Source organism: Thiothrix winogradskyi, from assembly GCF_021650935.1.
Taxonomy (GTDB): Bacteria; Pseudomonadota; Gammaproteobacteria; order Thiotrichales; family Thiotrichaceae; genus Thiothrix; species Thiothrix winogradskyi.
The window spans coordinates 2,766,501-2,788,024 of sequence record NZ_CP091244.1; the positions used below are offsets into that span (position 1 = coordinate 2,766,501).

16 protein-coding genes and 1 pseudogene are annotated in these 21,524 nt (G+C 52.8%); 8 read left to right on the top strand and 9 right to left on the bottom strand.

Going from position 1 to position 21,524, the window contains the following annotated elements; translation table 11 throughout:
- Positions 1-39: 39 nt before the first annotated feature.
- The 3 genes from L2Y54_RS14005 to bioH form a co-directional block, all read right to left on the bottom strand.
- Positions 40-1,230, bottom strand: coding sequence for a hypothetical protein (locus tag L2Y54_RS14005; protein WP_236496902.1), 1,191 nt, complete (start codon positions 1,228-1,230; stop codon positions 40-42).
- A gap of 71 nt (positions 1,231-1,301) precedes the next feature.
- Positions 1,302-1,640 (bottom strand): hypothetical protein, encoded by a 339-nt coding sequence (locus L2Y54_RS14010; RefSeq protein ID WP_236496904.1) that lies wholly within the window; start codon positions 1,638-1,640, stop codon positions 1,302-1,304.
- A gap of 144 nt (positions 1,641-1,784) precedes the next feature.
- Positions 1,785-2,543, bottom strand: a complete 759-nt coding sequence (bioH, locus tag L2Y54_RS14015) for a pimeloyl-ACP methyl ester esterase BioH (RefSeq protein ID WP_236496906.1) — start codon at positions 2,541-2,543, stop codon at positions 1,785-1,787.
- 192 nt (positions 2,544-2,735) lie between these two features.
- Here bioH and L2Y54_RS14020 point away from each other — a divergent pair, with 192 nt between their 5' ends.
- Both L2Y54_RS14020 and plsY read left to right on the top strand, forming a co-directional pair.
- Positions 2,736-2,945, top strand: coding sequence for a type II toxin-antitoxin system VapB family antitoxin (locus L2Y54_RS14020; RefSeq protein WP_202717242.1), 210 nt, complete (start codon positions 2,736-2,738; stop codon positions 2,943-2,945).
- 128 nt (positions 2,946-3,073) lie between these two features.
- The gene (gene plsY / locus L2Y54_RS14025; protein ID WP_236496908.1) at positions 3,074-3,691 is read left to right on the top strand and encodes a glycerol-3-phosphate 1-O-acyltransferase PlsY; all 618 of its coding nucleotides are present in this window, start codon (positions 3,074-3,076) and stop codon (positions 3,689-3,691) included.
- A gap of 138 nt (positions 3,692-3,829) precedes the next feature.
- Here the strand turns inward: plsY and recD are convergent, their stop codons facing one another.
- On the bottom strand, positions 3,830-5,404 hold the full coding sequence (gene recD, locus L2Y54_RS14030; RefSeq protein WP_236496909.1) for an exodeoxyribonuclease V subunit alpha: 1,575 nt from the start codon (positions 5,402-5,404) through the stop codon (positions 3,830-3,832).
- Complete coding sequence (gene galU, locus L2Y54_RS14035) at positions 5,404-6,309, bottom strand: UTP--glucose-1-phosphate uridylyltransferase GalU (protein ID WP_236496911.1); 906 nt, start codon at positions 6,307-6,309, stop codon at positions 5,404-5,406. The genes recD and galU overlap by 1 nt, the downstream gene beginning before the upstream one ends.
- A gap of 248 nt (positions 6,310-6,557) precedes the next feature.
- On the opposite strand from galU, the gene L2Y54_RS14040 reads away from it, so the two are divergent.
- The 6 genes from L2Y54_RS14040 to L2Y54_RS14065 all read left to right on the top strand — a co-directional run bounded on the left by L2Y54_RS14040 (position 6,558) and on the right by L2Y54_RS14065 (position 15,148).
- On the top strand, positions 6,558-7,277 hold the full coding sequence (locus L2Y54_RS14040; protein ID WP_236496913.1) for a GntR family transcriptional regulator: 720 nt from the start codon (positions 6,558-6,560) through the stop codon (positions 7,275-7,277).
- Complete coding sequence (gene prpB, locus L2Y54_RS14045; RefSeq protein WP_236496915.1) at positions 7,225-8,121, top strand: methylisocitrate lyase; 897 nt, start codon at positions 7,225-7,227, stop codon at positions 8,119-8,121. Before L2Y54_RS14040 ends, prpB begins: the two co-directional genes overlap by 53 nt.
- 19 nt (positions 8,122-8,140) lie before the next feature.
- Positions 8,141-9,289 (top strand): bifunctional 2-methylcitrate synthase/citrate synthase, encoded by a 1,149-nt coding sequence (gene prpC / locus L2Y54_RS14050; RefSeq protein WP_236496916.1) that lies wholly within the window; start codon positions 8,141-8,143, stop codon positions 9,287-9,289.
- 17 nt (positions 9,290-9,306) lie between these two features.
- The gene (gene acnD, locus L2Y54_RS14055; protein WP_236496917.1) at positions 9,307-11,910 is read left to right on the top strand and encodes a Fe/S-dependent 2-methylisocitrate dehydratase AcnD; all 2,604 of its coding nucleotides are present in this window, start codon (positions 9,307-9,309) and stop codon (positions 11,908-11,910) included.
- On the top strand, positions 11,910-13,097 hold the full coding sequence (gene prpF / locus L2Y54_RS14060) for a 2-methylaconitate cis-trans isomerase PrpF (RefSeq protein ID WP_236496919.1): 1,188 nt from the start codon (positions 11,910-11,912) through the stop codon (positions 13,095-13,097). Before acnD ends, prpF begins: the two co-directional genes overlap by 1 nt.
- Positions 13,098-13,258: 161 nt before the next feature.
- Entirely contained in the window at positions 13,259-15,148 is a 1,890-nt protein-coding gene (locus tag L2Y54_RS14065; RefSeq protein WP_236496920.1) for a propionyl-CoA synthetase, read from the top strand.
- 202 nt (positions 15,149-15,350) lie between these two features.
- Here the strand turns inward: L2Y54_RS14065 and L2Y54_RS14070 are convergent, their stop codons facing one another.
- From L2Y54_RS14070 to L2Y54_RS14090, 4 genes and pseudogenes are all read right to left on the bottom strand, one after another.
- The gene (locus tag L2Y54_RS14070; protein WP_236496922.1) at positions 15,351-15,818 is read right to left on the bottom strand and encodes a WD40 repeat domain-containing protein; all 468 of its coding nucleotides are present in this window, start codon (positions 15,816-15,818) and stop codon (positions 15,351-15,353) included.
- 40 nt (positions 15,819-15,858) lie between these two features.
- Positions 15,859-16,727, bottom strand: a pseudogene (locus L2Y54_RS21915) (IS982 family transposase).
- A 75-nt stretch (positions 16,728-16,802) separates the two neighbouring features.
- Positions 16,803-20,099 carry an NACHT and WD repeat domain-containing protein gene (locus L2Y54_RS14085; protein WP_236496924.1) on the bottom strand — a complete coding sequence of 1,099 codons (3,297 nt, stop codon included), beginning with the start codon at positions 20,097-20,099 and terminating at the stop codon, positions 16,803-16,805.
- A complete protein-coding gene (locus tag L2Y54_RS14090) occupies positions 20,096-21,463 on the bottom strand; it encodes a TIR domain-containing protein (protein ID WP_236496925.1) in 1,368 nt (455 codons plus the stop codon). The genes L2Y54_RS14085 and L2Y54_RS14090 overlap by 4 nt, the downstream gene beginning before the upstream one ends.
- Positions 21,464-21,524 lie beyond the last annotated feature (61 nt).

Below are 21,524 nucleotides of genomic sequence, written 5' to 3' on the forward strand. Positions count from 1 at the left end.
CATGAAAGTCTCCGGGTGGGTAAGAGCGAGAATGCCTAATCAGTTAGCATAAGCATCGGCGATAAATATATGGCAGCCTTCAACGCTGTTATCACAAGGGATGCTGTCCATAAAATTTTGAACAGTGGATGGCTTTTGCCTTATTTGTGACAGGTATTTAAGTTGATCAATATAGCCTTGGAGTATTTTATTTCTAGCAATAATTTTCCGTGAAACCTCAAGGTTTAACTTCTCTTCAGTGTCTACACCCTTGAGCTTAGACCATCCGAAACTTCTTTTCTGCGGCTGTCCGCGCAAGTGATCGAGAATACTTATGCCTGATGAGGAAGATTCAGCAAAATCAACCCACTCGATCACTTCTGCGGAATTGATGTGCTGGACGTAATCTTTTGTCAGAAAACGTTGCGCGTTATCATTAATGACATGATTTTTAACGAACGCTCTGGATGAGCTTTGCCATGTATTTTGTGCATCATGCAAATCGTTCAGTGCTTGATCGTACATATCCAGTTCTGCGGAACACAACGAATGCCCAATGGCTGTAATGGTGAAGTACTCTTCTGCCGCCATGAAGGAATATTCATTGCTACTGTCTGTCAGTAACATTTTATATTTTTCGTGAATTTCCCCGATCGTCTGCCTGCTACTGATTAACATCTGAAGCCTAGCGGCATGGTCTTCTACTTTATTTAATTCCCTGATGACTTTTAGTGCTGCGATTAACCTAGATCTTTCTTGTAGCTCAAGAAACGACTTGATGTATTTCACATCAGAGGCTACTTGTTGTAATTTTTCATCAATTTTATTGATTTTATTGCTTAAAAACAGGAATCCGGCAGAGCTAACAGCCAATGTCAAACCTGACAACAGCATGGATGCTTGCGCTAACTGAAGCAATTGGGTGACATTAGCTCCAATATGACTAACCTCAGTACTGATAGCGCCAACCTCAGCACCTATGCGACCAACTTCAGCACCAATAACACCAACATCCCCGCCGATGCGATGGAGTTGATAGGTATTAACGCCTGAAAGGAGTGTATTCAGCGGCGAAGTGAAGGCGGATAAAATGTTGCTAGGCGTGGTGCTATTGACAAGATGCGCCAAAATTTGACCTTGTTCATTACGAACCACACCGCCGTAAACTTTATTTACACCAGCGAGTACCCCAAGCATCAGATTGTCTGGAATGGAACGGCTTAATACAAAACCTGCGAGTTCTGAGATCATGATGCTTCCTCAAAAAATTAATCCTAACGTTCTCTTGCGTTATATGGACGGAGCGCAAGATTACTCATTTATTAGGCTATTGCAAACCACTTAAGTTTTGCTACCCAAAATGTTATCAGTCTCCCGACTAGGAATGCGATACAAAGTGGGACGACAAACTGATTCAGCACGAATGCATCACTTTGTTCCAACACTAAGCTAGGGAGATCACTACGCACAGCAACATAGATTAAAACCACCAAAAATCCTATCGAATCAAGCAATACGGCAAGAATTATTCCCCACATTGAGAACCCGATAGAGAGAGCTAAGACCAACCCTGTCACCACCGCACTTAAGATCATACTGATGACAGCTACAGGTTTATTGCCCGTGTACCAGTAATACCAGTAGCTTTTTGGAATTTTCACGATCTTAATCCCTGTGATAGATTAATTTAATAAACAGGAAGATTCTATCTTTTTGCCAATGGTAATATGCTTAAGATTAATGCTTCTAATATTTTTTTGACGTGACCATCATCACTCTTTGATTGTTTTTCAACAAATTTTGGATTAAAGCCCACCTAGAAATGCCTCAACACGTTCCATGAAAAGCTCAGGGTGGGTCACGAAGGGTACATGCGCAGCACTACCTAACACGGCGATGTGCTGATAACTCATTTCAGGCAGTGCATCAGCAAGAGAAGCGGGTATCAGCTTGTCGAGCTTGCCCAGCATCCACAGCGCGGGCTGGGTCACGGGCGCTTGCGAAAAGTCGGCAGTTTGCAGGATGGTTAAGCCCTCTTCCAGCGCGGTAATGTTGGCGGGGTATTCCATAATACGCTCACGCAAAGCATTCACCACGCGGGTATCGGTTTTGGTGCTGAGGAATTGCAACGCGAAAAAACGTTTCACCGTGCCAAGGTAATCGGTTTGCAAACTTCTACCAAACAGCGCCAATAGGTCGGGGGAAACGCCGTGCGCCCAATCATTTTCTGCGACGAATTTGGGCGTGCTGGCAATCAAAATCAGCGCCGCAATCCGCTCAGGCAAAGCGTGCGCCAAACCTTGGGCAATGAGTCCGCCGAGTGACCAACCCATAACGATCGCATCTTGCGGAATGTGTGGGGCAAGTTGCGCCACCGCTTCCGCCAATGTTCCCAGCGGTAAATGGCTGTTTGCGCCATGCCCCGGTAGGTCAATGCAGGTAACTTGGGCATGTTGCACCAAGCTCGGCAATAGTGGTTGCCAGACGTGGCTATTCATGCCCCAGCCGTGGAGCAGGACTAACGGTTTGCCCTGCCCTGAATATTCAATAATGTTTAGCTTCAAGGCTTCTTACCACTGTTCTGCATACCTTGTACGTTTTGCGTCATCACTGCCATATTGCCGCTCATCCCACTTCCCCCTGCGCAAGTCGTGTGGTGTTAAAAGTTGGGTACTTTAGCATAGATAGATTGAGGCACAATCAACTTGCTATCCATCGTTTCACCCACAATAATACACATAAGGAGGTGTATGCTTATGCGCACAAATATTGTTCTTGATGATACACTGGTGATGGAAGCCTTTCGTCTGACTGGTCTCAAAACTAAGCGGGAATTGATCCTGCAAGCCCTGAAAGAAATGGTAGAAAATCGCCAACGCTTAGATTTACGTGAACTGAGAGGCATTGGTGGTTTCCGGCATGATTACGACCACAAAGCATTACGTGCTGGCGAGGGTAAGCCCTGATCTGACAGCAATAATTCCGCACACTCCGCCACGTCATACCGCACTAAACCAACGTCACTTTCTCCCCGACAAGCCGACAATCTGATAGCATTGCGACTTTACATAACAACGTTACACGGATCTTCACTATGGTCTATTTGCTGATTGCACTGGCTTACCTGCTCGGTTCCATTTCTGCCGCCATCATTACCTGCAAACTGATGGGCTTACCTGACCCGCGCACGGTCGGTTCCAATAACCCCGGCGCGACCAATGTGTTGCGTCACGGCGGTAAAAAAGCCGCTGCAATTACCTTGCTCGGTGATGGTTTAAAAGGTTTGATTCCGGTTTTGGTCGGCAAAGCCTTGGGCGTGGAGGAGACGGGGTTAATCTTGATCGGTATCGCCGCGTTCTTGGGGCATCTATACCCCGTCTTTTATGGCTTTAAAGGCGGTAAAGGTGTTGCCACCGCTATCGGCGTATTCCTTGGCGTGAATATTTGGGGTGGCATAGCCTTCGTCGCCACATGGTTGGTCATGGCGAAAGGTTTCAAAATTTCCTCACTCGCCGCGCTGATTGCCACCGCACTCTCGCCGATCTACTTCTGGGTATTAAGTGATGGCAATGGCTGGTTGACCTTGGGCGTGTTATTCATGGCGATTATGATTTTCTGGCGGCACGAATCGAATATCCGCAACCTGCTATCGGGCAAGGAAGACAAGATTCAGTCCAAAGAAGGCGCGGAATCGGTGACAAATGAAGAGTGAATGAGAATGTACCCTGCAAGCGCTTCCTTAACAAAAGAATCGCCAGCAGGGCTGACTCCTACAACGCAGGATTTTAATGTGCCGGGCTGTAAGGCAATGACGAATGCAAGCCGATTGTCCACAGACTGTGTTTCATCATCATGTAACATCTCCTCTTCCAGTAAAAATATAAGCCCCTAGCCGCGCTTGTAACTGTGACGCGGGCGGCGTTACCTGCCGTAATGCCCGCCCCAACGTCGCCCGACTCGCCAGAATATGAATCCCCTGCTTGGCACGAGTCACTGCGGTATACAGCAATTCGCGCCCTAACAAGGGCAAATCATCCATCTCCGGCAAGACCAGCAACACCCGCGTAAATTCCGAACCTTGGCTTTTGTGAATGGTCATCGCCCACGCGGTTTCATGCGCAGGCAAACGGATCGGTGCAATTGCACGGTAATTCCCCGCCTCCCCCATCGGAAACCACACCCGTAAATCACCGTTGACATCCGGCAAGGCAATCCCAATATCACCGTTGAACAAATTCTGGCGGTAATCGTTTTGCGTCACCATAACAGGCCGCCCCACGTACCAAGGGCGTTGTGCTCCCGCTTGGGTAGGCAATACCCGCTGCATCACCCCATCGACCCAACCATTCAGGGTTTCAACACCCTGCCGCCCTTGCCGCAACGGTGTCAGAATACGCAGCGCATTAAATGCGTTGAAAATCGCCTCGACCGCGCCGCCGTTAACCGCTGCGATATAATCCTGCCAGCCATCACGTAACCACGCCGCATCCAATCCCGCTGACGATTCATCCAAGGTCACGTCAGCAAACTCGGTGGAAGCCAACACCGCCAACAACCGCGCTTCATCCGCCTCACGAATCGCCTGCGCCAATTGCCCCACGCCATCCGCCTCGTTGAAACGGTAGCTGGTTTGCAACAGCGTCATCTGCGCGGCTAACGCCTCCCCACTGCACAAATCGCGGAAAATCGACCCCGTTTCCACCGACGCCAATTGATCCTTATCGCCCAGCAAAATCAGCTTGGCTGACGGCGGCACGGCTTCAAACAAATGTGTCATTAAGGAAATGTCGATCATCGACGCTTCATCCACAATTACCACATCGGCTGCCAAGGGGTTATGCACCCCGTGCCGAAACCCGACCCGATTGGGGATGAAACCCAGCAAACGGTGCAAGGTGCTGGATTGCTCCGGCATTGCGCACGTAATGTTTTCGCGCTGACGGGTGTGGCGAATCGACTCCTGCATTCGCATGGCGGCTTTGCCCGTCGGTGCTGCCAGCAAAATCCGCGCTGGTGTCACCCCACTGCTAATGAAATCTGCCAGAAGGCGCGTCACTCTGGTGGTTTTACCTGTCCCCGGTCCCCCGGAAATAATCATCAGCGTGTCATCACGCATCCGCGTTTGAATGCATTCCGCCAAGCGCTGTTCATAATGCCAATAGCGATACAGCCAGACATGGGTATCGCTCACAATCAAGGGTTTGTAATCGCCCTCCCGCCCTACGACGGGAGAGTGCAGCAAGGCTTCCCAATCCACTTCCGGCAACGCGACACGCGGCACGGCAATCACGCCATCGCGAGTATGCGCACTCACTTGCCGCACCACCGCTGCTAGGTCACGCGCCTGAGTGCTGCCGTCCAAGCGTTTCAGCAAACTGGCAAGCTGCTCATCGAGTGGGTGCGAAACCGGTGGCGCTAACAGCATTACAGCGTTTTCACATGCTCTTTGAGGAACGCATTGAAACGCTTGCCGATTTCCGTGTGACGTGAAGCGTATTCAATATTCGCCATCATGTAGCCCATTTTGGAACCGCAGTCGTGGCTTTTGCCGGTGATATGGAAAGCATTGACCTGATATTCACGCATCAATAAGCCGATGGTGTCCGTGAGCTGAATTTCATCCCCGGCACCCAACGGCGTGCGCTTCAGCCAACCCCAGGTATGTGGTGACAATACATAACGCCCAACCACCGCCAAATTCGATGGCGCGTCATTCACCGCAGGCTTTTCGACAATCGCATTCATTGCCACCGACTCGCCCGCCGCGAGGGTATGCCCGTTAATATCGACAATACCGTAAGATGACACTTTGCTCATGGGTACAGGTTCGACCATGATTTGGCTGTAGCCAGTTTCATCGTACAAATCCAGCATCGCCGCAAGGTTATCCTTGCTCAAATCGCTCGCTGCATCGTCAATAATCACATCCGGCAACACCACCGCACACGGTTCGTTACCCACAATCGGGTGGGCGCACATAATCGCGTGTCCCAGACCTTTCGCCTGCCCCTGACGGACATGCATGATGGTCACATCACGCGGGCAAATCGAACGCACTTCATCCAATAGCTGACGCTTGACACGCTTTTCCAGCATGGTTTCCAACTCAAAACTGGTGTCGAAATGGTTTTCGATGGAATTTTTACTGGAATGTGTGACCAGCACGATTTCCTTGATACCCGCCGCCACGCATTCATTCACGACGTATTGGATCAAGGGTTTGTCAACAATCGGCAACATTTCTTTGGGAATGGCTTTGGTGGCAGGCAACATACGTGTACCCAAACCAGCTACTGGAATCACAGCCTTGCGGACTTTATGTTTATTCATGAACAAGGTTCCTTTGCATTATCTTAATCTATTAATGATAAATCTATTAATACCCACTGTCGTCATTTTATCACGCATCACTTCAGGCAGAAGGCAAAAGTTATCATGCCAGAACCACACAATGATTAAATGCGCAATAAATGATCAATTTTCATATTTTGTCTACAAAAATCAAATAAAACTTCACTTTTTTACGCTAAATGGTATTATTACCCGAAAGATTGTCAACAATCGCCGAGAAAAATACCATGTTAGCACTACACACACCAGAAGGGACACTTGCCGATGTAGCGTCAACCAAATTAACGCAAGCCATCATCACGGGTGAACTCCTTCAAGGACAAAAATTGAACGAATCCGATCTGGCGGAACGTTACGGCATCGGGCGCGGTCCGTTGCGCGAAGCCTTACGCCAGCTCGAAGGGATGCGCCTAGTCAAACGTATACCACATGCCGGGGCGCGTGTCGTTACGCTTGACCGCGAGATGATGGCGGATTTGTACGCCGTGCGTGAAGCACTTGAAGGCATGGCGTGCCGCACGGCAGCGTTACGCATGACGGACGCGGAAATTGAAACGCTGCGGGTACTGCTCGAAAAGCACGCCGAGCAAATCGAAGCCACCGACGGGCAGATTTACATCCAAAGCGAAGGCGATTTCGACTTTCATTACCAGATCGCACTGGGTAGCCGTAACCAGATGTTGATCGACCTGCTGGCAGGCGAGTTGTACCAATTGTTGCGCATGTGCCGTTACCGCACTAGCCGACTTTCAAGCCGTACTCGCCCTGCCCTGCAACAGCACCGCCATATCGTCGATGCGCTAACGGCGCGTGACGGCGAATTGGCGGAAATCCTCATGCGTCGTCATATCAGCGGCGCATGGAAAAGTATTAGTCAAATGATGGATGAGGAAAATGACAGCAAATCAAAATTTATCGCCCGGTCAAAAACTGCGTCAGGCAGTTAAAGATCACGCTCCCCTGCAAGTTGTTGGGGCGGTTACTGCCAACAGTGCCATCATTGCGGAAAAGGTTGGGCACAAAGCCCTGTACCTGTCCGGTGGCGGTGTGGCTGCTTCCTCATTAGGTATTCCTGACCTTGGTATCACTACTCTGCACGACGTGCTGGAAGATGCCAAGCGTATTACTGCCGTGACTTCTGCACCGCTGTTGGTCGACGTTGATACGGGCTGGGGCGGCACCTTTAACATTGCCCGCGCTACCCGTGAAATGATTCAAGCAGGTGTGGCGGGTTTCCACATCGAAGACCAAGTAATGCAAAAGCGTTGCGGTCATCGCCCCAACAAAGCGATTGTTAGCCTCTCCGAAATGGTGGATCGCGTGAAATCCGCCGTTGACGCACGTACCGATGCCAGCTTCGTCATTATGGCACGTACTGACGCATTGGCTGTTGAAGGGATGCAATCCGCGATCGACCGCGCGATGGCTTGCGTCGAAGCCGGTGCCGACATGATCTTCCCTGAAGCGATGAACAAACTGGAACAGTACGCAGAATTCACCAGCGTGATTAAAGTGCCGGTACTGGCAAACATCACCGAATTCGGTGCAACTCCACTGTATACCACGGCTGAACTGTCAGCGGTTGGCGTGCAATTGGTGCTGTACCCACTCAGCGCATTCCGCGCCATGTGCAAAGCGGCTGAAAACGTTTACACCCACCTGCTGACCGAAGGCACGCAAAAGAATGTGATCGACACCATGCAAACGCGCATGGAACTGTACGACACCATCGGCTATCACGCTTTTGAACAGAAGTTAGACCAGTTGTTTGCCGAAAAAGGCGCAGAGTAAGGATTGAGGAAGAGCATCCATGTCAGAACAAGTTTTACCTAAAGCGAAAAAGTCCGTCGCGCTGTCCGGCACTGCCGCAGGCAACACGGCCATTTGCACTGTAGGCCGTACTGGTAACGACCTGCACTACCGTGGCTACGACATTCTTGACTTCGCCGAACAAGCCGAGTTTGAGGAAATCGCTCACCTGATTATCCACGGCACTCTGCCGAATGCTGCTGAGCTGAAAGTTTACAAAGCGAAACTAAAGTCCCTGCGTGGCTTACCCATGCCGGTGAAATTGGCTTTGGAAGCGCTGCCACCGTCGGCACATCCAATGGATGTCATGCGTACTGCCTGTTCCGTGCTCGGCACTTGCTTGCCAGAGCAGGAAGAACATCCTGAAGCAGAAGCTCGTAATATCCTTGATCGCTTGATGGCGAGCTTCGGCTCCATGCTGCTGTACTGGTATCACTTTGCCATTAACGGCAAGCGCATCGACGTAGAAACGGATGATGAAACCATCGGTGGTCACTTCCTGCACCTGCTGCACGGCAAACCAGCACCCGAATCGTGGGTACGTGCAATGCACACTTCCCTGATCCTGTATGCAGAGCACGAGTTTAATGCATCCACGTTTACTAGCCGTGTGATCGCCGGGACTAACTCTGACATTTACTCTTGCATTACTGGCTCTATCGGTGCATTGCGCGGCTCTAAACACGGTGGTGCAAACGAAGTCGCTTTCCGCATTCAAAGCCGTTACAACACGGCTGACCAAGCGGAAGCAGACATCCGGGCACGGGTCGAACGCAAAGAAATCGTCATCGGTTTCGGGCATCCGGTGTACACCATTGCTGACCCACGTAACGTGGTTATCAAGCGTGTCGCGAAACAGCTTTCCGAAGAAAATGGCGACATGAAAATGTACACTGTGGCTGACCGTTTGGAATCTGTCATGTGGGAAATGAAGAAAATGTTCCCGAACCTCGACTGGTTCTCGGCGGTTTCTTACAACCAAATGGGCGTACCGACTGACATGTTCACACCGCTGTTCGTCATTGCACGCACGACCGGTTGGGGCGCACACGTCATCGAACAACGCCAAGACGGCAAAATCATCCGCCCAAGTGCGAACTATACTGGGCCTGAAAACCTGACGTTCGTACCATTGGCAGACCGTGGCTAAGGAGGAATAACAGACTAATGAATACTGAATACCGTAAACCGTTACCCGGCACTCAACTGGACTACTTCGACACCCGCGCAGCGATCGAAGCCATCCAAGCGGGCAGCTACGAAACCCTGCCTTACACGTCTCGCGTATTGGCAGAACAACTGGTACGCCGCTGCGAACCGGAAGCCCTGACCGCTTCCCTGAAACAGCTCATTGAAGGCAAGCAAGACCTCGACTTCCCTTGGTATCCCGCTCGCGTCGTCTGCCATGACATCCTCGGTCAAACCGCACTGGTTGACCTCGCAGGCTTGCGCGATGCGATTGCTGACCAAGGCGGCGACCCGGCGAAAGTCAATCCCGTCGTACCAACCCAATTGATCGTTGACCACTCGCTGGCAGTGGAATGCGGTGGTTACGACCCCGATGCCTTCGCCAAAAACCGCGCCATCGAAGACCGCCGCAACGAAGACCGTTTCCACTTCATCGAGTGGACGAAAACTGCGTTCAAAAACGTTGACGTAATCCCCGCAGGCAACGGCATTATGCACCAGATCAATCTGGAGAAAATGTCCCCAGTGATTCAATCACGTGACGGCGTTGCTTTCCCTGATACTTGCGTCGGCACGGACTCCCACACCCCACACGTTGACGCATTGGGCGTTATCGCGATTGGTGTAGGTGGTTTGGAAGCCGAAACCGTCATGCTGGGCCTGCCTTCCATGATGCGCCTGCCTGACATCGTTGGGGTAAAACTGACTGGCAAACGTCAACCCGGCATTACCGCGACCGACATCGTATTGGCTCTGACCGAGTACCTGCGTAAAGAACGTGTGGTCGGTGCATACGTGGAATTCTTCGGTGACGGTGCAGACAGCCTGTCGATCGGCGACCGTGCGACCATTTCCAATATGTGCCCAGAATACGGCGCGACCGCTGCCATGTTCTACATCGACGGTCAAACCATCGACTACCTGAAACTGACCGGGCGTGAACCTGAGCAAGTGGCACTGGTTGAGAATTACGCTAAAACCACCGGCTTGTGGGCGGATGCACTGGTGAACGCCAAGTACCCGCGTGTGCTGGAATTCGACCTGTCTACCGTCGTGCGTAACATGGCTGGACCTTCCAACCCACACCGCCGTTTACCGACTTCTGCCTTGGCAGAACGTGGTATTGCGGTGAACTTGGCAGCGGCACAAGCCGAAGAAGCGCAAGGTTTGATGCCGGATGGCGCGGTCATCATTGCCGCGATTACCTCTTGCACCAACACCTCCAACCCCCGCAACGTGGTAGCCGCAGCCTTGCTGGCACGCAAAGCCAACGAACTGGGCTTGGTACGCAAACCGTGGGTGAAATCCTCGTTCGCACCGGGTTCCAAAGTTGCTGAGCTGTACCTGAAAGAAGCCGGTTTGCTGACCGAACTGGAAAAGCTCGGTTTCGGTATCGTCGCGTTCGCTTGCACCACTTGTAACGGTATGTCGGGCGCACTCGACCCGAAAATCCAGCAAGAAATCATCGACCGCGACCTGTACGCGACCGCCGTCCTGTCGGGCAACCGTAACTTTGACGGACGTATCCACCCGTATGCCAAGCAAGCATTCCTCGCGTCTCCACCGCTGGTGGTAGCTTACGCGATTGCCGGAACCATGCGTTTCGACATTGAAAAAGACGCGCTGGGTACGGACAAAAACGGCGACCCGATTACGCTGAAAGACATCTGGCCTGCTGACGAAGAAATCGACGCTATCGTTGCTGCCAGCGTTAAGCCAGAACAATTCAAACAAATCTACATTCCGATGTTTGATTTGGGTGTAATTGAACAAGCGAAAAGCCCGCTGTATGACTGGCGGCCAATGTCCACCTACATCCGCCGCCCGCCTTACTGGGAAGGTGCATTGGCTGGTGAGCGCACCCTGAAAGGAATGCTGCCGTTAGCGGTGTTGCCAGACAACATCACCACTGACCACCTGTCGCCTTCCAACGCGATCATGATGAACAGTGCGGCAGGTGAATACCTGCACAAAATGGGCTTGCCGGAAGAAGACTTCAACTCTTACGCCACTCACCGTGGCGACCACTTAACCGCGCAACGCGCCACTTTCGCCAACCCGCAGTTGGTCAACGAAATGGCAGTCGTCGATGGCCAGGTGAAAAAAGGTTCACTGGCACGGGTTGAACCGGAAGGCAAGGTCATGCGCATGTGGGAAGCCATCGAAACCTACATGGAACGCAAGCAACCGCTGATCATCGTCGCGGGCGCGGATTACGGTCAGGGTTCCAGCCGTGACTGGGCTGCGAAAGGCGTGCGTCTGGCAGGTGTGGAAGCGATTGTGGCGGAAGGTTTCGAGCGCATCCACCGTACCAACCTGGTCGGCATGGGCGTATTGCCGCTGGAGTTCAAAGCGGGCGAAACGCGCAAGACTTACGCTATCGACGGCACAGAAAGCTATGATGTGGAAGGCACAATTGCCCCGCGTGCTGACCTGACTGTGGTCATGCAGCGTCGTAACGGCGAAACCGTGCGCATTCCTGTCACTTGCCGTCTGGATACTGCCGCCGAAGTGCGCGTGTACAACGCGGGCGGTGTATTGCAACGCTTTGCGCAAGACTTCCTCGAAGGAGCAGCAGCGTAATGTCCCAAGTCGCACAAATCAAAGTCCCCGCCACGTATATGCGTGGCGGCACATCCAAGGGTGTGTTCTTCCGTTTGGAAGACTTGCCGACGGCGGCTCAAGTACCCGGTGCAGCGCGTGATAAGCTGTTCCAACGGGTGATTGGTAGCCCTGACGCTTATGCGGCGCATATTGATGGTATGGGTGGCGCGACCTCCAGTACCAGCAAGTGTGTGATTTTATCCAAGAGCACGCGCCCTGATCATGATGTCGATTACTTGTACGGGCAGATTGCCATTGACAAGGATTTTGTCGATTGGAGCGGTAATTGCGGCAATTTGTCTACCGGTGCAGGGGCATTTGCGATTCATGCGGGCTATGTGGATGCCGCACGGATTCCAGAAAATGGCATGTGTACCGTGCGCATTTGGCAAGCAAATATCAATAAAACGATTATTGCGCATGTGCCAGTGAGCAACTTTCAGGTACAGGAAACCGGTGACTTTGAACTCGACGGCGTAACCTTTCCGGCAGCGGAAATTGTGCTGGAGTTCCTTGATCCATCCGATGAAGGTGAGGACGGCGGTAGCATGTTCCCGACCGGCAATCTGATCGATCAGCTTGACGTTCCCGGTGTGGGCACTTTCCCGGCGACCATGATCACGGCGGGCATCCCGACCGTATTCGTGAATGCGGTGGATATTGGCTATACCGGTACAGAATTGCGGGAAGCGATCAATAGCGATCCGCAAGCACTGGCACGTTTCGAGAAAATCCGCGTGGCAGGTGCGTTGCGCATGGGGCTGATCAAAACCCCGGAAGAAGCGCTTACCCGCCAACATACGCCCAAAATTGCCTTTGTTGCCGCGCCGCAAGACTATACGTCATCCAGCGGTAAAACCGTGCAAGCGGGTGATGTGGATTTATTGGTACGCGCCTTGTCGATGGGCAAACTGCACCACGCCATGATGGGTACGGCGGCGGTTGCTATCGGTACGGCAGCGGCTGTGCCGGGAACATTGGTCAATCTTGCTGCCGGTGGTGGCGAACCCCAAGCCGTGCGTTTTGGGCATCCTTCGGGTGTCTTGCGCGTTGGGGCAGAAGCCAAACAAGTCAATGGCGAATGGACAGTGACCAAGGCGATTATGAGCCGCAGTGCGCGGGTGTTGATGGAAGGCTGGGTACGCATTCCCGGTGATTGTTTTTAAATTTTAGAAGAAACCCCTCACCCCCTAACCCCCACACCCAGCCCCTTACAGGGTCGTCCCTCAAGGGGCGAGGGGGAACAAGAAAAAAGCCTCTTAGCCCCTCTCCCCTTGAGGGAGAGGGGTTGGGGTGAGGGGTTTCTTCGCTACGGAGGAGAGAAAAGATGAGTTACCAAGCAGAATACGACCGCTCGATGAACGATCCAGAAGGTTTCTGGAAAGAGAAAGCTGACAATCTGAAGTGGTTCAAAGCCCCTGAGAAAATCCTGTCGCAAGACGAACACGGCATTTTCCATTGGTTTGCCGATGGTGAAATGAACACTGCGTACATGGCACTGGATTACCACATTGAAAACGGGCGTGGCGATCAAGTCGCGATCATTTACGACTCGCCAGTTACTGACACCAAGAAAACCTACACCTACAGCGAATTGCGCGATGAAGTAGCGCTCGCAGCCGGGATGTTGGCTGGTTTGGGTGTAGAAAAAGGCGACCGCGTTATTATCTACATGCCGATGATCCCCGAAGCGGTGATCAGCATGTTGGCAACGGCGCGTTTGGGCGCAATCCATTCCGTGGTGTTTGGTGGGTTTGCTGCCCCTGAATTGGCACAGCGGATCGAAGACGCGCAACCGAAAGTGATGATTTCTGCCTCTTGCGGGATCGAAATCAAGCGCGTGATTGAGTACAAACCGTTGCTCGACAAAGCGATTGATTTGTCGGCACACAAGCCGCAAAGCTGCATTATTTTTCAACGTCCGCAAGCCATTTCACCCTTGATTGCAGGGCGTGACTACGAGTGGGATGCGTTGATGGCAACGGCGACTCCGGCGGATTGCGTACCGGTGAAAGGCACTGACCCGCTGTACATTCTTTACACGTCTGGCACGACTGGCAAGCCTAAGGGCGTGGTGCGTGAGAATGGCGGTCATGCTGTCGCGCTGAACTACAGTATGCAGGCGATTTACAATATGAATCCCGGCGATGTGTTCTGGGCTGCGTCTGACGTGGGCTGGGTAGTGGGGCACTCCTACATCGTGTACGCACCGCTGCTGCGCGGTTGCACCACGATTGTGTACGAAGGCAAGCCGGTTATGACACCGGATGCGGGTGCATTCTGGCGCATTACCGAAGAGTATGGCGTGAAAGGCTTGTTCTCTGCGCCAACTGCGTTCCGTGCCATCAAGAAAGATGACCCGAATGCGGATATGATCAAGCAATACGATACCAGCAGCTTGCTGACCATCTTCTCGGCGGGCGAACGCCTTGACCCACCGACCCAAGAGTGGATGATGGAAAAAACCGGCAAGCCAGTGATCGACCATTGGTGGCAAACTGAAACGGGTTGGGGCATTACTGCCAACCTGCAAGGTGTCGAGCCAATGCCGGTTAAGCTGGGTTCTTCCACCATGCCGACCCCCGGTTTCAACGTGCAGATTCTGGACGAAAACGGGCAGGTATTGGGCAGAAATGAACAGGGTTTCATTGCGCTGAAATTGCCATTGCCACCAAGCTGTTTGGCAACGATTTGGGGCGATGTCGAGAAGTTCAAATCCAGCTATCTGCAAACCTTTGATGGTTATTATGCCAGCGGCGACGGCGGTTACATCGACGAAGACGGCTATGTATTCGTCATGGGTCGTGTCGATGACGTGATGAACGTGGCAGGGCATCGTTTGTCTACTGGCGAGATGGAAGAAGTCGTGGGCGGGCATCCGTCTGTTGCTGAATGCGCGGTTATTGCACGCGATGATGACCTGAAAGGGCAAGTGCCAATGGGTCTGGTCGTGCTGAAAACGGGTGCGGACATCGACGAGGAAACCTTGTCGAAGGAACTGACGCAGATGATCCGCAGCGCGATTGGCGCGATTGCTTGCTACAAAGAAACGCACATCGTGAAGCGTTTGCCGAAAACCCGTTCGGGTAAGACTTTGCGGAAGAGCTTGCGGCAGATGGTGAATGGGCAGCCGTATGTGGTGCCTTCCACTATTGATGACGTGACAATTATGCCGGAGATTGAGGCGTTGTTGCGTGAGAAGGGTGTGATTGGGTAGGAAGAAACATCTGTAGGGGTAGACCCCCGTGTCTACCCTCTTTGCTTGAAGAAGGGCAGACACGGGGGTCTGCCCCTACAAATCACTGATCAGTTGCATTTTTCTGCCTTCTTGTTGTCTGAACCTTGATTTTCAGGATTTAAGGATGACCAAGATAAGAATCCCGGCACATCCTGCTAATCCTTAAGTCCCAGTTCAAGACTTAATAATCAATCTTCCCCAAGTTATACAACGCCAGCTTCCCCGACGTGAGCGGCACGGCAATCCAGCAACCCGTCGGCGTACAACGGAAGTCGACGTCCCAGAGGGGATTACCGTTCCACTCCATCGGCAAACGCAAACGGAACAGTTCGCTTTGCGTGTCCAAGTCCCACAGCCGCACGGTCATGTCCCAACTCACCGTTGCCAGTTGGCGGCTGTCCGGGCTGAAAATGGCTTTGTACACCGTCTGTTCATGCCCGTTCAGGCGCAGGGGTGTACCAGTGCCGCTGGTGGGGTAGACGCTGACGGTTTGTTCGCGTCCCACACTGGCGAGTTGCTGACCATCCGGGCTGAGGCTTGCCCACATCAATACATCTGATGCCTGAAATTCAGTTTCATTTCTTTCCAGCGATTGTCCATTGACACTCCAGAACTTGAGTTTCCCATCTGCGCCAGAACTAATCAGCAATTTACCCGTAACCTGAGTTCGGGATAAGCCATCCCTCAATTTAGATCACAACCAATGCTGATGTTTTTAAATCCAGTGCTGGTTTTTTATCTTGATAGGCATATGACACCAAGCCAGCAATGATGTTAATCATATAGTTAGTGAGTGAACGGTGGCGTGAATGCTCAATTTGTGAAATATTTTTCAACTGATCATTGATGGTTTCGATGATGCTCCGTTTACGCAACATCAGTGTATCGAACGTGTCACGCGCCACGGGTTTCATGTTTTTCTTCAGCGAGGTAATCCATTCAACCCCTTGCTCTGCCAACGATTCTGTCAATGCCTTGGAAATGTAGCCACGATCACCAAAGACTTTGCCGACCACTTTTTTCAGCAACGTGGGAACGGGCTTACGGTCATCGGTATTACCCGAAGTAATGGCAAACGATAAAATATTGCCGCAGTCATCCACGACCAAATGAAGTTTGAACCCATAAAACCAGCCTGTTGACGATTTACCCCGCCTGCGTCTTTGCGAAAGGTGTGATGACGTGGAATACGCAAATTTTCACAGACTTTCAAGGGGGTAGAGTCTATGAAGGCAATACCTCGCCCCGTTTCACAGCGTTGCTGCATAAACAGGGTTAGTGGCAAAAGAACACGCGGCATTAACTCAATAAAACGTTGATAACTAGGGAGTTGCGGGAAATGACCCTTAAGAAATACTTTGACATGACGCTCATAATACCACTTGAAAGTACGATACCCCACTTGGTGGTAATGCACCAAAATCGTCATGATTTCACTATCGCCAAGACCACTGTGGCGACGACGATGCCCGCCTTTCGGGGTCAATAACGTTTTGTTCCATTCGGGATGAAAGTCCTGACAAAAATCGTCAATGGCACAGAATAACCGTGTTAGCATCTCAGTAGCAGCCTTTGGTGGGGTCAATGTTGTGTGTGGTTACTCACATTCTCCCATGAAAGGCTGCGCCTTACCTTATCCCGAACTCAGGTTACCCGTAGAATCGAATCCAACAGCACTAACTTGCGAATCATGCGCATCAAACAACTGCGGTTTCCCCTCACCCACCAGATCAAACAAGCCGATATGCCCGTCAAAGCTGGCAGTGGCGAGTTGGGAATCGTCGGGGGAGAAGGCGACGGCATGAACAGAGTTGCTATGGTCATCAATGGTACGCTCCAGCGTTAATTGACCATCAGCACCTACTTTCCAGATTTTGGCTTTATTGTCATGGCTACCGGAAGCCAGCAAAGAGCCATCATGATTGAATGCTAAACGCAACACTTGATCATCATGTGCATCTTTGATTTCCTGCTGTGGGTCGGGCTTCAGCCCAACATCAGGCAACAAATAAACCTGTATCGAACCATCTTTTAACCCCACCACAACGTGTTTGCCATTGGGTGACACAACGGCGGATATGCCCGCTTTCGACTCCGGCAAATCAACCAACCATTGCCCCGGCAACTCCCCACCCCAGCGTTTCACCGAGCCATCATTGCTGGCACTGTACAGCAGCACGCTTTCTTGTTCCTGCCACAATGCCAAACCTAAAACTCCCGCCGTATGCCCTTGCAGGATGCGCTGGGTAATGCCGGTTGCCACATCCCACAGGCGGATGGTGTTGTCGCTACTGGCAGAAGCCAGCAGCCCATTCTCCAGAAACTGTATTCCCCATACAGTGTTTTGATGACCTTTTAATTCACGAATGAACCAATATTTGCCATCTTTTATCCCCCAAAGGGAGACTGTATTACCGCTCGCTGTTGCAAAAGCACTTCCATCAAGATTAACTGCCGTCGCTATTCCAGAATAAGAGCCTGAGTCCAGACTTTTCCCAGTAGCCCAGTCCCACATATCTATTCGGCCACCACTTCCAGCAATCAATATTTTTCCATTCGAAGTAAAAGCCAACCCATGATAAGAAATAGCACTTTTATCCCCCTCCATTACTCGCAACAACTTCGGCGAACCCTCTTTCTCTTCCCCCTCTCCGTTTTCCCACAGCCGAATCTTGCCATCATCATGCCCACTCGCCAGCACCTTGCCATCCGGGGTCAACGCCAGTGCCCGCACCTTGCTGTCTGTCTGCCACTGCTGCAACACCTTGGCGGCTTGCCCCGCCTGCGGCAATGCCCAGCGGATAATCTGCCCATCGTCACCGCCGGAAAACAGCCACTGCCCGTTCGGGTGGAAAACAATATCCCTTGCATCTCCTGTACTGCCTGCGGTTGGATCATGCCCCTCCAGCTTCTGCATCAGCTTGCTGCTGGCACGTTCAAACAGTGCCACCGTGCCGCGCTCGCCGGAGGCTGCCAGCCAATGCCCGTCCGGGCTGATGGCAACATCGCCAGTCAATGGCGGCAAAGGCTTGTCGCCATCCTGCAAGGTGGCTTGCGCTGCCCCGCCCATGATGGCGGTATAGCCCGCCAGCAGGTCGCGGGCATGGCGGCGCGGTGCGGGGATGTCCGCATCCAGCGGGCGGGTGCTGTCCAGCTTGGTGGCAGTCGCCGCGAAATCTTCCACCTTGGTCAGCAGTGAGGCATGGGTAACAGTCGAATTGAACAAACCATTGACCGCCTTTTGCTCGGCAGATTCCGCTTTGTTGCGCTGAATCATGCCAAACACAGCCAAACCCACCGCAATCAGGAAACCAACCAACGCAAACCCGAACTGCCGCCGCACTCGCGCCAATTCTGCCTTGCGCCGCGCTTCCTCCGCCTCGCGGATACGCTGCTCCTCTGCCTCACTCTCACTGAGAAACCGCATCGCCAAGCTGAAGTCGCCCTCTTTCTCCCCTCTTCCTCCCTTCACCCCTTGCGGGGGAAGGGTCGGGGATGGGGGGTAATCCGCCGCAGGCGCATACCGCCCCGCCCAAGCCCCATTCGGCTGCGTCTTCTCCCGCCACTCCCGCGCCACCGCCAAATCCGTGCCGCGCCACAATTCGCCACGCCCATCCGCATGACGCTGCGCCCCCTCCAGCAGCCGCAAATACATCGCCGCCTTGTCGCCTTCCGCCGCCACCCAGCCTTGCAAGCGTTGCCACTGGCGGATCAGGCTTTCATGGCTAATATCCAGCACCGTATCCGCCGTCAACGCCACTTGCGGTGGCGGCATCAGAAAATTGCGCCCCGACTGGCGGAAGGTATCGACAATGTGCGTCAGGGTCGGCAAATCCGCCCCTGTCATATCCAGCAACGCCTGCACCTTGAGCGGACGGCGGATGTCCTGCCCATCCTTGCTACGTTCGGTGAGTGCGCGGAACATCACTTCGGCAACCGTTTGCCCGTCAGCATCCAGTTCCTGCCAAGCCTGTTCCGCGTGGTCATTCAACGCCCCGCGCAACCCCCTCAAGCCCCGGTATTCAGCGAGCGTGAGGATTTTATCCGCGTCATTTTCCCACAGCCGCATCAGTGCGTGCTGCAACAACGGCAACTGGTCGGGGTCATTGCCCGCCTCATTCAACAGGTGGTTTGCCAGCGCGTCTTCCACCGACCCGCCAAACAATTGCGCAGGCAAGCTAATCGCATCACGCAACTGCTCCCGCGACAAACGCGGCGTGAGGTACAGCCCGTCATTGATCGCCTCCGGCAAGCCGTGGAATTCCGCCGCCGCCCCCAAAAAATCGGAACGCATGGTGATAACCACGTACACATCCGGGTGGGTGCAAGCCTCCAGCAACAACGCGACGAATGCCGCCGCCTGATTTTCCTCCTGCTCACGGAATCGGAACATTTCCTCGAATTGGTCAACCATCAGCAACAAGCGAGTCCCTGCGGGTAGCGGCGCGTGGGTGAGGATTTCGTGCAGGCTGCGGGAGCCACGGCGTAATTCTGCCGCTAAAGAACCCTCACCCCCAACCCCTCTCCCAGAGGTAGAGGGGCGCAAGATAAGTGCCGTATTCTCTTTCTCCCCCTCTACCTCCGGGAGAGGGGGTCGGGGGGTGAGGGTATTCCAGCTTCCCTCAAACACCTTATCCGCCAACAACCCTTCCGCCAGCCGCACAAACGGTTGATCACCGGGGCGCATTTCGGCAATCGCCCAACGCGAACCGACCTCGCCCATGTAACCTTTTTCCAGCCCCGGCAATAACCCCGCTTTCACCAGCGACGATTTGCCGCTGCCGGATGCGCCCAGCACGGCGAGGAAATGGTGTTGCTTAAGCCGTGCCAGCAAATCATCGACCTGTTGCTGCCGCCCAAAGAAAATGCGCGATTCGTAGCGTTCAAACGCCCGCAAACCGGGGTATGGCTGGAGTTTCGGGCGGCTCATGCTTCCACCTCCGCCAGAAACTGCTCAAGACAGTGCTCGTCAAAGTTGTTATGGCACACCCATGTTTTCATACCGTGCAAACGCACGGACAAACCTTCTGCTTGGGCATCCTGACAAATCAGAATTCTAGGCTTACTCTCCCGCCTCACGATTGCCGCCTGCGCATCATATAAAAACTCATCCACGATCTCCGGGGATGCTTGCAGATACAACATCAACAACACATCGCAACGCTGATAACCACGTTCAATGCTTGTGCGGATACGTTCGGGCTTACCTTGATAAACGGGTAAAACCACTGAAAACCCCTTGTCGCACAATTTGTTCGCCAAACTATCTGCCCGACCATAATCCTCTTGCGCCGCATGGACAAACACCATCTGCGCCCCGTTCACTTTGGGCGTTTCGTCATCGGGCTGTTTGGGTTTGGGCAACACCGCTTCGCGCACCATGCGGATAAAATCGGATAAGGGCGCAGCAATCACGGTCTTGCCTCCCAGCAACTGCCGCTGTTCATCCGGCACATGCCCGCCGGAATAATCGAGTTTGGGGTCACGCCATTGCAGGATGGGCTTTTTCGCCGCATCGGCAATGAAATGCTGATCATAAGGAACGCCCATCGTGTAGTTTGCATCCAGCAATTGCACAAAATGCGAACATTGCGTTAACAGTGTTTCCATGTCGGCAACTTTGTGCGAATTAGCACGGGGTAGAGATTCAATACCGAACTGGCGCAATTCACTGATCACACTTTGACGCTGGCTGTAGAGTGAATCATTCACTGGCGCGACATACACCGTGGCTTTGGGCGCTTCGATGGGTTCGGCTGTACTGGCTCGCAGCGATTTTATCGCATTGGCAAGATCATGCGACAAATCCACCAGCCGCTCGTAATAAGCACTGTCAGTGGCTTGCGGCACGGGGAAACCCAATTGCCGCACCCGGTCTTTATCGGTCACACGCCAAAACGGGTAGTTGAGCAAATCCCGGATAATGACGGGTTTATCTAGCATCGCTACACGCTCCAACTCAATCACGAAGATGCGCTTACTAAGGTCGGGATGACTGCTTTGAAACAGTTCCAGTTCCCTTTGACACCACGGCGAAGCCATCCAGCCCGTGGAAAACAGAATCACCAACGTATTTGCTTGCGTCACCTGCTGCTCGATTTCCGGCGTGACCGCATCATTACCCTTCAAGCGGAAATCCTTCCAGAAATGGTAATTGTCTTTACGCCCCATCCGACGGTTTAATTCGCCACGCAAATCGTTGGTGAAATGCGTAATCCAGCCCTGTTGCTGATTGGCAACCGGCTGATCATCCACATGAGCAAAACTAACGAAAATATCTGCGACATCCGACACGAGCAAGGCTTCCCATTATTTAGTTGTCAACACCCGTCAGGAATATAGCCCGAATCCGCCA